Here is a 15,076-nt window from a genome sequence, read left to right on the forward strand (position 1 = left end):
CCACCGCGCGCCCGGCCCTGTGTGCCCTGGTGCCCGCTATGGACGCCCGTTCCCTGGACGCTACAGCGGGCTACAGGGTGAAACGGGCCGCCGCACCAGGTCAGGGGGTGGCGCAGCCTCCCGTGGCGGGCGGGCTGATCACATGGCCGACAGCCAAGGAGCAGGACTGGACACTGCGCAGGTGGATGTAGCCCGCAGCGCCGCCGCCACCTCCGCCCCCGCCCTCCGTGGAGAAGGCGTCCTTGGTTCCTTCAATGCCTTTGCCCGGGCCGGTTGTGCCCGCGCCTCCATCTCCTCCGTCTCCTCCCGTGGTGGCTCCTCCCGTACCGCCAGCCGCGGGGCTCGCTGACTCCGTGCTGCCATCGCTCGCATTCCTTCCATCGTTGTTGGCGCTGCTGCCTCCCTCGCCACCGCCTCCACCATTGGCGGTGACGCGGGCTGCCGGGGTGAGCGTCAGTTGGAAGGCTTCGAGCACCACACGGCCGCCGCTACCACCGCCGCCGCCGCCCGCCCCCTTGTTGCCGGCACCCTTGCCGCCGTCACCACCCGTGCCGCTCGCGGAGATGGTCTTCGCCACGGTCAGGTTGCGCGCGACGGACAGTTGGAAGGCACCGCCACCCGCTCCGCCCTTGCCTCCCGTGGCTGAACCCGAACCTCCACCATTGCCACCCGGGCAGCCTCCCAGAAGGGGTTCGGCTCCGGCAGGCCGGACGATGCCCGCGACGCCAGGGCTCGCGCCGGTGCTGTTTCCCTTGCCGCCGTCCACTCCCGTGGTGCCATTGCCCGCGCCGCCACCGCCACCGCCCGTCTTTCCCCCGAAGGCGCCGTCGCGTCCCTGAGACGCACCGCAGGCCGCGTTGGGGTTCGCGATGCTGCCGGTGGCCAGGATGGACTGGTCCACGTTCGCGTCTCCGTACACGGCCAGGATGACGGGAGAAGGACCCTTGAGGGTCAGGCTCCCCTTCAACTCCAGGGTCCGCACCGGAATGAGCAGGACCGGCGGATTGCCGCCCGACTGGGAAATCGACAAGACCTTCGGCGTGGATGCCATCGCGCCCGAAGGGGCCCAGGTCGAACTCGCGGTGTCGAACGTCACGTTCCCGGTGGTCTTCAACTCACCAATGTCCGCGGCCGCGATGTCCTTCGGATCAAAGTTGTAGGGCCGGTAGGGGAACGGAGTGCAGGTGGCGTCCGCCTGGCACACGCCAGGGACTCCACTGGCGGTCGTGCACACCCCATTGAGGTCCAACTCGTAGTCGCACTCAGTGCTCGCAGTGCACTGCTGCTTGACGCGATAGCACGGCGGCGGAGTGCAGGTCCCGGGCGTGGCCACGCAGTTCCCGGTCCCATCACAGTGGTCGTCCGTGGTGCACGTCCTCGCGTCCTGACACGAGGTGGTGGGCGGCAGCGGAGCGAAGACACATTTGCCAGTGGCCGGGATGCACGTCCCCACACTTGCCAGACACTGATCCGTCGAGTTGGTGCACGAGACCGCGATGCCTGTGCACTTCCCATCCGCTCCGCAAATGTCGCCTGCCGTGCACTCGTCGCGGTCATCACAGCTCTTGCCGACCATGGACCCCACGGCCTCGCAGCGCCCGGAGGTGGGGTTGCACTCCTGACGCGCGTCGCAGGCGCCCGTGGGCTGGGTGCACGTGGTCGTCTGCGCCGGTACGCACCTCGCCTCCAGGCCCACGCCCTCGCAGTGGTCCCCCGTCGTGCAGGCGTTGCCGTCGTCGCACGGGTTGCCCCCGCAGCCCTCCTCCTGGCAGCCCACCCGCTGGTTGCAGTTGAGGTCCTTGGTGGAGCCGCAGGACTCCACGGCGCCCGGATGCACGGCCGGGTTCGAGTCATCGCAGTCCGCGGGCTCGTCCCACATGGCGTCCGCGAGGTGGCCGTCGCCGTCCGCGTCCGTCGCCTTCAACGTCACGTCGAAGCTCGTGAACTTCTTCGCGACGATGGCAAGCGGCCCATCGCTCTCGTACTTCTCCACGAAGGCCCCGTCACAGCCGGCGGCCGTCGCGGCCGCGTACGACGACGCCGTCACGCTCAGCGCCGCGTCCCAGTCCGCCTTCCGGCGCACCGCGACCCGGACCTCTTTCTTGTCGGCGTTCTTGAACTGACTGGAGAGGATGTCCGTGCGGTCCCCATGGCCGCTCGCGTCCTTCACCTCCACCCGCACGCACGCGGGCTGGAAGGAGCCGTACTTCACGGACACGCGGATGGCGCCCTCGTCGGGAGCCTTCTCCCCACAAGCGGCCAGCAACATCACACATCCCAACAGGCAGAGCCGAAACATGGCCCCGCACTGTAGCCAACACTGCGCGGGGCAGGGGAGCGGGGTCTTCGAGACCCTGGCCCCCTGTCACACACCGGCTCAGCCGCGCAGGGACACCACCGTCACGCCGTCTCCGCCCTCGTGGCTCTCGCCCGGGCGGAACATGCGGATGTACGGCGACGCGGCCAGATGGTCGCGGATGGCCTGCTTCAGCGCTCCGGTGCCGTGGCCGTGGATGATGAGCGCGGCCTCCTCACCCTTGCGCAGGCCCTGGTCCAGGAACGTCTCCAGCTCCGCCAGCGCGTCGTCGGCGCGCATGCCTCGCACGTCGCAGCGGAAGTTCGTGGCCTCCACCTGCGACGGCGCCGCGGAGGCCGCGCGCTTCAGGGCCGCTTCGCCCTTCTGACGCTCCGGGAACTTCGTCTGCTGCGGCTTGCGGCCACGCGAACCGGACAGCTCCGTCGTGGGCACCCGCATCTTCAGCGCGCCCCCCGCGGACACCACCGCCTGGCCGTCCGTCAGCTCCAGGATCTCCACGTCCCGGCCCAGGCCGGAGTGATGCACCCACGCGCCCACCTTGAGGTTCGCGGGCCCCGGGGCCTCCACCTGGAACAGCTCCGCCTTCGCCGCCGCCGCGCGCTTCTGTGCCTCCTCCGCGCGCTGCTGCAACTGCAGCCGCGCCTCCGACAGCGCCTTCTCGTTCTGCTCCGCGCGCAGCTTCGCCAGCAGGTCGCGGACCTCCTGCGCGGCGTGCTCGCTGGCCGCGTGCACGTCCTCGTTGAACTGCATCATGCGGCCCTTGCGCTCGCGTTCGAAGGCGACCTTCTGCTTCTCCAGCTCCGCCCTGAGCGCCTCCGCCTCCTTCGCCGCGATGCGCGCCTTCTCCAGCTCCTCGCTGAGCTTGCGCCGCTCCTCTTCCGCCGCCGCCAGCGCCTTGCTGAGTGGGCCGCCCGCGTTGAGCGACAGCTCCCGCGCGCGCTCGCACACCGAAGCGGGCAGGCCCACGCGCGCCGCCACGTCGATGGCGGACGACTGACCGGACGCGCCCATCTGCAGCCGGAACGTGGGCGCCATCCGCTTCGCGTCGAAGCCCACGCGCGCGTTGAGGAAGCGCGGATCCATGTGCGCCAGCGCCTTGAGCTCCTCCAGGTGCGTCGTCACCAGGACGTACGCGCCCTTGCCCAGCAGCTCCTCCAGCACCGCGATGGCGATGGCCGCGCCCTCGCGCGGATCCGTGTCCGAGGCGATCTCGTCGATGAGCACCAGCGAGTCCGTCGCCACCGCCGACAGGATGTCGCGCAGCAGGGTGACGTGGCCGCTGAACGAGGACAGGCCCTGGCTCAGGTCCTGCGTGTCACCCACGGTCGAGTGCACGGAGCGGTACAGCGGCATCCGCGACCCTTCGCCCACCGGGATGGGCAGGCCCGCGCGCAGCATCAGCGCGCACAGCCCCACGCCCGTCAGCGTCACCGTCTTGCCGCCCGCGTTGGGGCCGGACACCACCAGCGCCCGGGCCGCTTCGGTGAGCGTCACATCGTTGGACACCACCTCCGTGCCCTTGAGCACCAGGCGCGGGTGGCGCAGCGAGCGCAGCTGCAACTCCTTCACGTCCACGAAGGTGGGCGTCGTGGCGTCCAGGTCCGAGGACAGGACGGCGATGGCCTCCACCTCGTCCAGCTCCGCCACCGCCTCCAGCCCCTCCAGGATGCGCGCGGACTCGCGGCCCACGAGCTTGCTCAGCTCCTGCAGGACCTTGAGCTCCTCCTCTGCGACCTCCGACTGCGCGATGGCCAGGTCGTTGCCCAGGCCCACCATCGCCTGGGGCTCCATGAAGAGCGTCTGCCCCGTCTGGCTGGCGTTGTGGACGATGCCGTCCACCTCCGCGCGGTAGTTCGACACCACCGGCACCACGTACCGCCCGTTGCGCAGCGTGTAGTAGTTCTCGCGCAGCTTGCTGGTGAACGTCAGGTCGTGGAGCATCTCGTCCAGGCGCGTCTTGATGCGCCGGTGCAGGCCGCGCGCCCTGTCCCTCGCTTCCTTCAGCTCGGGGCTCGCGCGGTCGGAGAGGGTTCCGTCCGGTTCGAAACATTGATCCAACCGGCGCGCCATGGCCTCCAGGAAGGGCAGGCGCTTGGAGATCTCCGCCAGGCGGGGGACGCGCTCCTTGCGCTCGTCCAGGGCCTCCCGGGTGCGCGCGAAGGCGAAGAGCAGCTGGGCCGCGTCGATGAGCTGGCGGGGCTCCAGCACGCCGCCCTTCTCCGCATGGCCTACGGCGTTGCGCAGGTCCGACACGCCGCCCAGCGGCAGGGAGAACTGCTGCTGGGAGAGGAAGCGGGCCTCGTCGACGAGCGCCAGCGCTTCGGTCACTTCGGCCTCGGTGTCCAGGAATGGACGGGCGAGCACCCGCTCCCTTCCCGGCTCGGTGCGGCAGCGCTGCGTCAGCGCGCGGAGCACTTCCGAGAAACCGAGGTCTTCCAATGTCCTTTGGGAAATCTGCACGGTCATGGGTTTCATGCGAGGCCGGGTGTCCGTCAAGGGGAAGTATTGAGGTGGCCCACCGGGACCTGCTATCTGCCAACCATGATGTGGGTTCTCGTGGCGGCGCTGCTTGCGGGCGCGTCCGACGCACCGGCCTCTCCGGGCCTGACGGCGCAAGCGACTCCGGCCTCCAGTCCGCTGGCGGACGCGCTGGCGTTGGAGACCACGGGCAACGACGCGGGAGCCCTCGCCGCCTTGGAGCGGCTCATTGCCAACCAGCCCCGCTGGGAGTTGCCCCGCCTGGAGGCCGCGCGGCTGCTCCTCAAGGGAGGCAGCGACCCGGAGCTGGAGCGCGCCGGCGTCCACCTGGAGGCCGCGCAGCGCGAGGCCCCGGACAACCCCCGCGTGTACTTCCTCCAGGGCCAGCTCCAGGAGGAGAAGGGCGCCACCTTCGACGCCATCCGGGCCTACGAGAAGGCCGTCACCCTGCGCCCGTCGTACGACGACGCGCGCTTCCGGCTCGCGGGCCTCTGGGCGCAGGCGGGGGACTGGCTCAAGGCGGAGCTGCACTACCGCCCCCTGTCCAAGTCCCGCCCCGCGTGGGTGCAGGTGCGCATGCAGCTGGCGGCGGTGCTGGAGAAGCAGGGCCGCACGCTGGACGCGGAGCGGGAGTTCCTGGCCGCGCGCGACGCCCAGCCAGACAACCCGGGCGTCCTGAGGACGCTGGCGGCCTTCTATGAGCGGACGGACAGGCCCCAACTCGCCGCGAAGGTGCGCGCGCAGCTGACGGCGCCGCCGAAGCGCAACATGCGGGTGCTCAAACCTTCAAAGCGCTGACAGCAGGCGGCGGAGCGCGCTCCGTGGCGATTGCTTCGCGCGACGCGCTGCATACACTGCCCCCGCTTTGAAGACCGCCAACCTCGCCATCGTCTTCACCGACATCAAGGGCTTCACCGAACGCACCAGTCGCCAGACGCTGGAGGAGAATCAGCAGCTCCTCCAGGTGCATGAGGCGTTGCTCGCGCCGCTGTTCAAGGCGTTCGGTGGGCGCATCATCAAGTCCATTGGCGACGCGTTCCTCGTCACCTTCGAGTCCCCCACGCAGGCGGTGCTGAGCGGCATCGCCATCCAGGACCGGCTCTGGCATCACAACCGGCAGCTGTTGGAGGACGACCAGATCCACGTGCGCGTCGCGGTGAACGTGGGCGAGGTGCGGGTGGAGAACAACGACATCTTCGGCGAGCCCGTGAACATCGCCGCTCGCGTGGAGGGCATCACCGAGGCGGACGAGGTCTACTTCACGGAGGCCGTCTACCTCTCCATGAACAAGGCGGAGGTGCCGTCGCAGGAGGTGGGCGCCTTCGAGTTGAAGGGCATCCCCGGGAAGATCCGCGTCTTCCGCGTGCCGCGCGCGCCCTACCGGGTGCTGGCGCCCACTCCGGACGCGGTGCTGCCCTCGCCGGAGGAGGCGGCCTCGATGCCGCCCTACGGCAACCTGGCCCTGTCGCGCGTGGATTCGAGCCTGGACATGGGCCAGCGCGCGGCGGCGGGCGCGGTGCTGGTGGGGCAGGGCGCGGTGGCCGTGGGCCAGCGCGCGGCGGCGGGCGCGGCGCTGGTGGGGCAGCGGGCCTCGGTGCTGGGCAAACAGGCACGCACCGCGACGGATGCGCTCTGGGCGCGCGTGTACGCGAGGCTGCCGCCCGCCATCACCTCGAAGGTGTCGTCCACCGTGGCCGGGTGGGGCGTGTGCGCGGTGCTGCTGGTGGGGGCGGTGCTGGGCGGAGGAATGCTCGTCAGCAGCGGCGGCCCCGCGATGCGGGCCATCCGCGACGTGGAGGGCGCCAGCGGCGCGGAGAAGGCGCAGCGGGTGAACGAGGCGAAGAGGCTCATCAAGCTCGAGGAGCCGGAGCAGCGCGGCTACCTCAGCGGGCGGCTGGAGGAGGCGCAGGGCAATCTGGGCGCCGCGGTGGTCTATTACGCGCAGGCGGTGCGCAAGGACGGCAACGACCGCGCGGAGTCCCGGCTCATCTCGCTGTTGAAGCACGAGCAGTGCGGCGTGCGCTCCAGCGCCGCGGAGGCCGTGGCCAACCTGCGGCTCGAGTCCGCTCGGGGCGCGCTGGAGACGCTGGCGGACGACGGCGGCCCGAATGACGGAGCCGCTGGAGGCTTCCTCGGGCTGGGCACCTGTGACTCGAAGAAGGCCGCGCAGAGCGCGCTCAAGCGCCTGGCGGCGAACTGACCATTCCACGCCCGCGTGAGACCGGTGGCGACGGGACGAGGCGACTGAACGTGACGAAGGTGAAGACGGGATTGGATGTGTGGGCCACGCAGGGCTTCACCGCGCTCAAGGGCAAGCGCGTGGGTGCCATCGTCAATCCCACGAGCGTGGACTCGCGCTTCCGCCACCTGGCGGACCTGCTGGCCGGTACGGACGGCGTGACGCTGGCGGCGCTCTTCGGGCCGGAGCACGGCATCCGCGGCGAGGCCCAATACATGGTGGCCGTGGACGAGGCGCGCGACCGCAAGACGGGCGTCCCGGTGCACAGCCTCTACGGCTCCACCTTCGAGTCGCTTTCCCCTCGCCCGGAGTGGCTGAAGGGCCTGGACGCGCTGGTGTTCGACATCCAGGACGTGGGCGCCCGCTATTACACCTACGTCTACACCATGGCCCTGGCGATGAAGGTCGCGGCCCAGGCCCGCGTGCCCTTCTACGTGCTGGACCGGCCCAACCCGCTGAACGGGGTGACGCTGGAGGGCAACCTCGTGGGGGACAAGTTCCGCTCCTTCGTGGGGTTGTACGCGCTGCCCAACCGTCACGGCATGACGGCGGGGGAGCTGGCGCGCCTGTTCAACGCGCAGGAGGGCTTCGGCTGCGACCTCACGGTGGTGCCGTGCGAGGGCTGGACTCGCGACATGTACTGGAGCGACACGGGCCTGCCGTTCCTGCCGCCGTCGCCCAACATGCCCACCGCGGACACGGCGCTGGTGTACCCGGGCATGTGCCAGCTCGAGGGCACCAACGTGTCCGAGGGCCGCGGCACCTGCCGCCCCTTCGAGCAGTTCGGCGCGCCATGGGTGGACACGGATCAGCTGATGGCGCGGCTGGACCAGGAGCGGCTGCCGGGCGTGGCCTTCCGTCCGGTGGGCTTCACCCCCACGTTCGACAAGTACCAGGGCCAGTCGTGCAACGGGGCGTTCATCCACGTCACGGACCGGAACGCGTTCCAGCCGCTGCGCACGGGCATCGCCATCGTCCAGGCGCTGCATGACATCGGCCCGGGCCATTTCGACTGGCGGGCGGACGCGTACGAGTTCGTGGAGGACGTGCCCGCGTTCGACCTGCTGTGCGGCACCGACCAGGTGCGCCGCGGCATCGAGGAGGGGTGGAGCCTGGACCGGATGCTGGAGGGCTTCGAGCTGCAGACGGAGGCCTTCCGCAAGCACCGCGAGCCCGCTCTGCTGTACGCTGCGTCGCGGTGACCCCCACGTGATTGGCGTCTTCTCGGATACGCACGGTGACCTGGACGCCTTCGACGCGGCGTATGAACTGCTGCGGTCGAAGGGCGCCCGGCGCTTCCTCTTCACCGGCGCGCGCTACACGGACCTGGATGAGTGGGTGCTGTGGCGCCGCAAGAAGAGCCGGGGTGGGCGCGAGTACTCGGACGCGGACTTCCTGGCGGACGTGACGCAGTGGCTGGTGGCGCCCCAGGATGGCCTGACGCGCACGGCCGCTTCCCGCGAGGCCCCCGCGGACCTCGCCAACGAGGACGACCGGCGCCTGGTGATGGAGCGCTTCGTGCGCGTCCCGGAGCGCGACTCGCTGGCGTACCGGGATCCGACCGTGGCCAACAAGGCCATGGACCTGGTGGGGGACACGCTCTGCTGCGTGGTGCATGACAAGAACGACCTGGTGCGCGACGACCTGCTCAACGCGCTGGTGTTCATCCACGGCAAGGAGCCGGAGCCCGCGGTGGTGCAGATCGGCCCGCGCTTCTTCGTGACGCCGGGCCGGCTGGTGGGGGCCGCGGAGCAGACGTGCGGCCTCCTGGAGAAGGCGGAGCGCAACCTGAGCTTCTCCGCGTTCCGGTTGGATGGACACCTGGTGTTGCCGCCCCGGGTGCTGCAGGTCGATTCGTGCTCGACGAAGCTCACCGTCAAGTAAGGGGCCCGCCGTGAAGGTCGCGCTGCTCGGAGGCTCGTTCAACCCGCCGCACGTGGGCCACCTGATGGCGGCCTCCTACGTCCATGCGACGCAGGGCGTGGACGCGGTGTGGCTGATGCCCACGTTCCACCATCCGTTCGGCAAGCAGCTGGAGTCGTTCGACGCGCGCGTGCGCATGTGCGACGCGCTCTGCCGCGAGACGTCCGGCTGGCTCCAGACGAGCCTGGTGGAGCGCGAGGTGGGCGGCGGCGGGCGCACGGTGGACACGCTCGCGTTCCTGGTGGAGCGGTACCCGGACACGCAGTTCTCGCTGATCATCGGCAGCGACATCCTGAGGGACCTGCCGCACTGGAAGGACTTCGAGCGCATCCAGCGGATGGCGCGCGTGCTGGTGCTCTACCGCGCCGGCTACCCGGCGCCGGACACGGTGGGGCCGCCACTGGCGGAGGTGTCCTCCACGCTGGTGCGCGACCAGCTTGCGCGCGGCATCGAGCCTGGGGAACTGGTGCCCTCGGCGGTGCTCGCGGTGGCGCGCGAGGAGGGCCTGTACGGCCTGCGTGTGGCGCGCGCTCCGTAGGGCCTTCGCTAGAACGTCACGCCAATCAGGTGCAGGTCGCCGAAGCCGTCCTCGAAGCGGTGGGCGTACTGGTAGAAGAAGGCGAAGTTGTAGGCCTGGCCCATGTTGAGCCGCAGCGTGGCGGTGCCGCCCACCGCCGTGTGGTTGTTCCGGTTGTCCGTGCGCGCGAAGGCCCCGAAGCCCTCCAGCTCCACCTGGCTGATGAAGAGCGACGGCAGCACCCACAGCGTGGACGCCCAGCCGTAGTCGATGATGAAGCGGTAGCGGTAGCGCGCGTTGGCGAGCAGCACGTTGCGCGCGCGGAAGGTGTGGTCCTCGTAGCCGCGCAGGTATTCGCTGAAGGCGATGCCCGGCTGGAGTTGGAGCGGCAGGCCGCCGTCACTGGTGCTGTCGCGGTTGAGGAAGAAGGCCTGGCCCGGGAGGATGCCGCCCACCTCCAGCAGGCCGTCCGGCGCGCCGGGCAAGGCGCGGCCCGCGACGGAGAGCTGGAGGTTGTCCTTGCCGGTGAAGGGCAGGCCGCCCAGGTAGCCGTCCACGCCCAGGCGCACGTCGCCCACGGTGGAGTTGCGCGTGAAGGCCTTCGGGAAGACGCCGCCGCTCATGGACAGGCCCAGGCCGCGCTGCGTGCCGCCGTAGGACGTGCCCTCGCCGGCGAAGTATGACGCGGCGACCTCTGGCCCGATGAGTCGGGTGGTGATGGCCGGCCGGCGCTCCGTGGCGTCGAAGCGGCGCTCGAGTGCGAGCACGCCGAAGCTCACCGGCGTCGTCCAGAACGTGCGCGACGCGAACGCGGTGGCCTGCAGGTCCGTGCGGTTGTCCTCGCGCAGGTACGCACCGGAGATCTGGATGTAGAACGGCGACAAGAGGGCGTTGCCGTACGCGAACGACACGCCCGGCTGCTTGACCTTCGTGTCGTAGGTGAGCGTGAGCGCGTACGCGTTGAAGCCCAGCCGGTCCTGGCCCGCGATGGAGATGCCGCCCCCGATGAACGGGGCGTTCGCATCGACGTCGTTGGGGACCGTGTAGAAGTAGGGGACGCGGTAGTTCGGGACGAAGAAGCCCTCGAGTGGCGAGTAGGGCTCGTCCGTCAGCACGTCCACCGCGTGACCCACGACGGGCGGAGGCGTCACGGGCGCGTCCACGTCATTCGCGGGGTCCACTGGCGGCGGGGGAGGCAGCGCCACCGGTGCCACCGCTGCCGGTGACACGTCGGGAGGGGGCTGGGTGGGGGCGTCCGTTGGGAGGGGGGATTGACCTGGAAAGGCGGCGAAGCCGTCGTGCGCGTCCGTGCCCTGGGCGAGGGGGCTGGAGGGAGCCGTGCCTTCTGGAGCGACGCCTGTGTCCGGCGCGAGCGCGACGCTTTCAGGCGGAGGCTCCGGCGCCGCACCCAGCTCGGCCAGGGCCTGGGTGAGGGGCGCGCGGTCCACCGTGAAGTTGACGCCGTCGCGGTTGAGGAACACCACGGCGTCCCCGCCCACGGGCGCGGCGTCGAGCACGAGCAGCGGCGCGTCGGTGACGCGGGCGATGCGCCGCGTGGACACCGTCATCACGTGCGCCTGGAGGCGCCCTTCGACTTCGCGCAGGAAGACGAGGTGGTCATCATCCAGCCACCGGGGCGAGTAGTTGAACAGCCCGTCCCGCGTGAGCCAGCGCAGCGACCCGTCCGGCTCGCGCAGCACCAGGTCCCAACCCTCCGCGCCGAACATGGGGAACACGTACCGCCCGCCGTCCGGAGAGGTCACGGGCGTGCCCAGCGCGGTGTGCGCTTGGAAGTCCGTCAGCCGCTCGCGCTGGCCGCTCTCCAGGTCCAGCCGCACGAGGTTCGCCGCGTCGCCACTCACCTCCACGAACACGTAGGACCGGCCGTCCGCCGTGAGGTCGCCGCCCATGCCCACCACGTCGTGCCACAGCCGCACCACGTCACCCGTGCGCGCGTCCACCCGCCACAGCTTCCCCGTGTAGCTGCCCACCGAGTCGATGTCCGCGCTGACCAGGTACAGCCACCGGCCGTCGCGGCTGAACGTCATGCCGCTGACCAGCGTCGGGCTGGCCACCACCCACCGGCGCCCCGGCAGCAACTGCACCAGCGCGCGGCTGAAGCGCTCGCGGCCATCGCGCTCGCGCACGGTGAGGCGGGTGATCTCCTCCCGGCCCACGCTCATCAGCGCCGTGCTGCCGTCGGCCGGGTTCGCGACGAGCCGCGAGAAGTAGCCCGCCTCCCGCACCAGCACCTGCTGCGTGGCGGGGCGCTCGCGCCGCGGGAGGTCCTTCTGGAGGCTCGCCTCGAACTCGCCGAACAGCGACCCGATGTCCTTGCCGTACACCCGCTTGAACCGCAGCGTCACCGCGATGGGCGGGAACAGCGAGTTGCCCTGCTCCTCCACCAGCTTCCACAGGCGCTTCTCGCCGTACGTCCGCGCCAGATACGCCACGAAGTTCGAACCGGTCAGGTAGTTGCCGCCGAACGGCTCCAGCGCGCGGTTCCCCGGGGACAGGTAGCCCGCGTTGAGCTCGCCCCCCCTGGCCTGCACCGCGCCCTCCCACCAGCCGCTCCACACCGGGCTGCTGGGGCGCCCCGTGTCCTTGCCCAGCCGGCCCTCGTAGTAGGTGGCCAGGCCTTCCAGGAACCAGGACTCGGTGAAGATGTTGGGCTGGAAGAGGCCGCCCGTCACCTGGTTGAGCACGTTCCAGATGCCGCCCACCTGCTGCATCTGCACGTAGTGCACGGACTCGTGACAGGCCACGTCGCCGATGTTCGTCTCCCCCAGGCCCAGCAGGTTGAACTGCTCCAGCGTCATGTGCTGGGGCAGCACCATCTGCTGCGGGGTGCTGGCGAACTCGGACTGGACGTACGCGTTGTTGAAGTCCGCGCTCGTCAGATAGACGAGGACCCGCTTGCGCTCCCTCTTGCTCCACGCGTCCCCGCGCAGCCGCTCCACGCACCCTTCCATCCGGGCGGCCACCCGCAGCGCCGTCCCGCGCAGGGGCGCCGGGTAGTACAACTCCAGCGACCGCGTGGTCAGCTTGTGCATCTCGTCCCGCGCGAACGACGCCTGGACGTTCTGCGGAAAACGGGGTGCGACGAAGGCACACCCCGATGTCAGCAGCAGGAGACAAGCGAGGATGGCGGGCTGGCGGGCAGGCCCGCGGGAAGCTGACATGGCTGCGCATCCTACCGACCACAATTCGTAGTCACGAACGCGTTTTTCACGGTAAGGGAACGCGTCGCTTTCGCACAGGAACCTTTTCCATGACCGAACCCGCCGAGCCCCAGGGGCTCCCCGTTCCGCAGCACGTCCACAATGCGCAGCTCCAGCTCTCCGCCGCGTTGGAGAAGGCCGGCGGCGCGCCGGTCGACCTGACGAAGGCGCCGTGGGCGGACGTGGAGAAGTCGGTCATCCAGCTGCTCGGCGGCCGGTTCGACCCCAACAACCCGAACCACCAGGGCGCGGCGCTGGGCCTGGCGGGCGGCTTCGCCCTGCGCCTCATCGCCGAGCACCAGGCCTTCTGGTTCCCCAACCGCGACTCGCCCGAGGGCGCCTCGCTGGGCTTCCCCGAGGCCATCATCATGCTGTCCCCGTTCGGGGCGGTGATGGACGCGCTGGCCCAGGGCAAGTTGACGCGGCTGGACGACCTGGCCGGCGACATCCGCCGTTCGCTGGGGCAGGTGCGCTTCGGCGCCAACCCGGCGCAGGCCCTGGGCGGCGGTCAGCCCCAGCGGCTGGGCCCGCAGGACTACCAGCGCCTGTTCGACCCGGGCTTCCTGCAGTTCATCGTGGTGGACCCGGCCAAGGCGAAGCAGGCCCTGGAGGCGAAGACGGACGCGCTGGCGCGCGACGTGCGTGACGCGCTGGGCCGCACCCAGCCGCCGCTGCCGCCGGAGGCCCGCCAGCAGTTCGAAGGACAGATCGTCACGTCGCTCCAGCGCATGGAGCAGGGCAAGACGCTGGCGGATCAGGCCGAGCGCGCCCCGCGGCTCGCGGAGCTGATGACGCACCTGGTGGCGACGGTGGGCGGCACGGGCTCGGCGCCGGAGGAGTTCTGGCACGACGTGGTGCTGCCGCTGCTGTTCATCGGCACGCCGGCGAGCTTCCCGCCGCTGGATGAGGACGAGCTGGAGGCGTTCAAGCAGGGCGCGGATCCGCTGGCGCTCTTCGTGGACGTGGTGCCGCACTCGCACCGCGCTCCGGACGAGGGCCTGCTGGGCGCTTTCGAGATGTCGGAGATCGGCCTGGTGCACCCGGCCTTCCAGAAGGTCACCGCGCTGCGCCTCATCCGCGTCAAGCCGGACCGGCTGAAGCCGCTGCTGGACAAGTACGACCCGAACGCGACCATGGACGCCGTGCAGCGCTTCACGGAGCACGTGTCCAAGGCGGCGGGCAAGCCGGCCGCGGAGTCTCCGCAGGGCAAGGAGATGCTGCAGGCGGCGCTGACGCTGCTGGCGGACCTGAAGCGCTCGGTGGCGGTGGGCGGCGACGTCTGCCTGCGCCGCCTCACGGAGGCCGAGGCCGCCTCCGAGCAGGCGCTGGCCATCGTGCGCCGCGCGCTGCAGAGCCCGCGCATCATCCTCACCTAGTCACGGTGGGAAAGACGCGCGTCCCGGGACACCGGGACGCGCGCGGTCACTTCTTCGCGAGCAGGGCCTCCAGCGCCGCACGTGGCTCTGGCTTGAGCCGCTCCGACGCCAGCCGCAGGGCCCGCCGCGAGAGCTGCGCGTAGAGCGGGGCGATGTCCGCGGGAAGCGCCGCGAGGTGCGCCGCGACGACACCCGCGTCCCCCCGGACGATGGGGCCGGTGAGTCCACCCGCAAGGCCGCGCGCTTCGATGCCTCGCAGCGCCGAGCGCATCAGCGGCAGCAGGGCCTTCAGCGCGGCCTCCGGTTCGATGCCCGCGGCGCCCAGCGCGCCCACCGCCGCGTCCGCCAGGGCCACGAGTCCGCCCGCGCTCAACACGGCGCCAGCGTGGTAGGCGGCCCGGTGCGCCTCCGGCACGTCGAACATCGCGAAGCCCACGTCCTCCGCCATGCGCTGGAGCACGGCGCGCAGGGCGGGGGAGCGCGTGCTGATGGCCGCCGTATGGCCCGCGAGCGAGTCACGCGCGGAGGACACGGCGCACAGCGGATGGAACGAGCCCACCGCGCGGCCCCGCTGCGTCCCCAGCGCGGAGAGGGGCAGGGCGCCCGCGGTGTGCACCAGCGCCACCGTGCGCGGCAGCTCACGGGAGAGGGCCTCGGACACGGAGGGCACCGCCGCGTCCGGAACGCACAGCACGCAGACGCGCGCCTTTCTCAGGTCCGCTGAGGTCGCGGGCTTGAGGCCCAGGGCTCGCGCGCGCTCGCGACCCGCGTCGTCGCGTGAGTGCACGCGCACGGGCCATCGCTTTGCCTGCAGCGCCAACGCGAGCGCGCCACCGAGCCGGCCCGCCCCGACGATGACCACGGGGACCCGCTGCGCCTTCGCCGTTCCGCGAGCCTTCGTGCCCGTCGAGGGACGCCCGCGGGCGCTCTCGGTGGTGCGGCCTTTCGCTTGTGCCGGGCGAGGGCCCGCCGGGCTCACGAGCCCGGCGCGAACGGCGCCGCTCC

At 70.9% G+C, this 15,076-nt stretch carries 10 protein-coding genes; 6 read left to right on the forward strand and 4 right to left on the reverse strand.

Annotation, left to right across the window (positions count from 1 at the left end; genetic code table 11):
• Positions 1 to 100: 100 nt before the first annotated feature.
• Positions 101 to 2,269 (reverse strand): putative metal-binding motif-containing protein, encoded by a 2,169-nt coding sequence (locus tag KYK13_RS38880; protein WP_255654318.1) that lies wholly within the window; start codon positions 2,267 to 2,269, stop codon positions 101 to 103.
• Between the two features lie 108 nt (positions 2,270 to 2,377).
• Positions 2,378 to 4,783: an endonuclease MutS2 gene (locus tag KYK13_RS18980; protein ID WP_223646659.1), complete on the reverse strand. Its 2,406-nt coding sequence runs from the start codon at positions 4,781 to 4,783 to the stop codon at positions 2,378 to 2,380.
• Positions 4,784 to 4,858: 75 nt separating this feature from the next.
• Between KYK13_RS18980 and KYK13_RS18985 the strand changes: the two genes are divergently transcribed.
• The 5 genes from KYK13_RS18985 to nadD all read left to right on the forward strand — a co-directional run bounded on the left by KYK13_RS18985 (position 4,859) and on the right by nadD (position 9,495).
• A complete protein-coding gene (locus KYK13_RS18985; protein ID WP_223646172.1) occupies positions 4,859 to 5,593 on the forward strand; it encodes a lipopolysaccharide assembly protein LapB in 735 nt (244 codons plus the stop codon).
• Positions 5,594 to 5,660: 67 nt separating this feature from the next.
• Complete coding sequence (locus KYK13_RS18990; protein ID WP_223646173.1) at positions 5,661 to 6,995, forward strand: adenylate/guanylate cyclase domain-containing protein; 1,335 nt, start codon at positions 5,661 to 5,663, stop codon at positions 6,993 to 6,995.
• Between the two features lie 50 nt (positions 6,996 to 7,045).
• Positions 7,046 to 8,236 carry an exo-beta-N-acetylmuramidase NamZ domain-containing protein gene (locus KYK13_RS18995; RefSeq protein ID WP_223646175.1) on the forward strand — a complete coding sequence of 397 codons (1,191 nt, stop codon included), beginning with the start codon at positions 7,046 to 7,048 and terminating at the stop codon, positions 8,234 to 8,236.
• 7 nt (positions 8,237 to 8,243) lie between these two features.
• On the forward strand, positions 8,244 to 8,918 hold the full coding sequence (locus KYK13_RS19000) for a hypothetical protein (RefSeq protein WP_223646177.1): 675 nt from the start codon (positions 8,244 to 8,246) through the stop codon (positions 8,916 to 8,918).
• Positions 8,919 to 8,928: 10 nt separating this feature from the next.
• Entirely contained in the window at positions 8,929 to 9,495 is a 567-nt protein-coding gene (gene nadD / locus KYK13_RS19005) for a nicotinate (nicotinamide) nucleotide adenylyltransferase (RefSeq protein WP_223646178.1), read from the forward strand.
• Between the two features lie 8 nt (positions 9,496 to 9,503).
• On the opposite strand, the gene KYK13_RS19010 is transcribed toward nadD, so the two are convergent.
• On the reverse strand, positions 9,504 to 12,527 hold the full coding sequence (locus KYK13_RS19010; RefSeq protein ID WP_223646180.1) for a hypothetical protein: 3,024 nt from the start codon (positions 12,525 to 12,527) through the stop codon (positions 9,504 to 9,506).
• Between the two features lie 218 nt (positions 12,528 to 12,745).
• Here KYK13_RS19010 and KYK13_RS19015 point away from each other — a divergent pair, with 218 nt between their 5' ends.
• Positions 12,746 to 14,071 (forward strand): hypothetical protein, encoded by a 1,326-nt coding sequence (locus tag KYK13_RS19015; RefSeq protein ID WP_223646182.1) that lies wholly within the window; start codon positions 12,746 to 12,748, stop codon positions 14,069 to 14,071.
• Positions 14,072 to 14,117: 46 nt separating this feature from the next.
• On the opposite strand, the gene KYK13_RS19020 is transcribed toward KYK13_RS19015, so the two are convergent.
• Positions 14,118 to 14,933, reverse strand: a complete 816-nt coding sequence (locus KYK13_RS19020; protein ID WP_223646184.1) for a Rossmann-like and DUF2520 domain-containing protein — start codon at positions 14,931 to 14,933, stop codon at positions 14,118 to 14,120.
• Positions 14,934 to 15,076: the final 143 nt, after the last annotated feature.

The organism is Corallococcus sp. EGB, from assembly GCF_019968905.1.
Classification (GTDB): Bacteria; Myxococcota; Myxococcia; order Myxococcales; family Myxococcaceae; genus Corallococcus.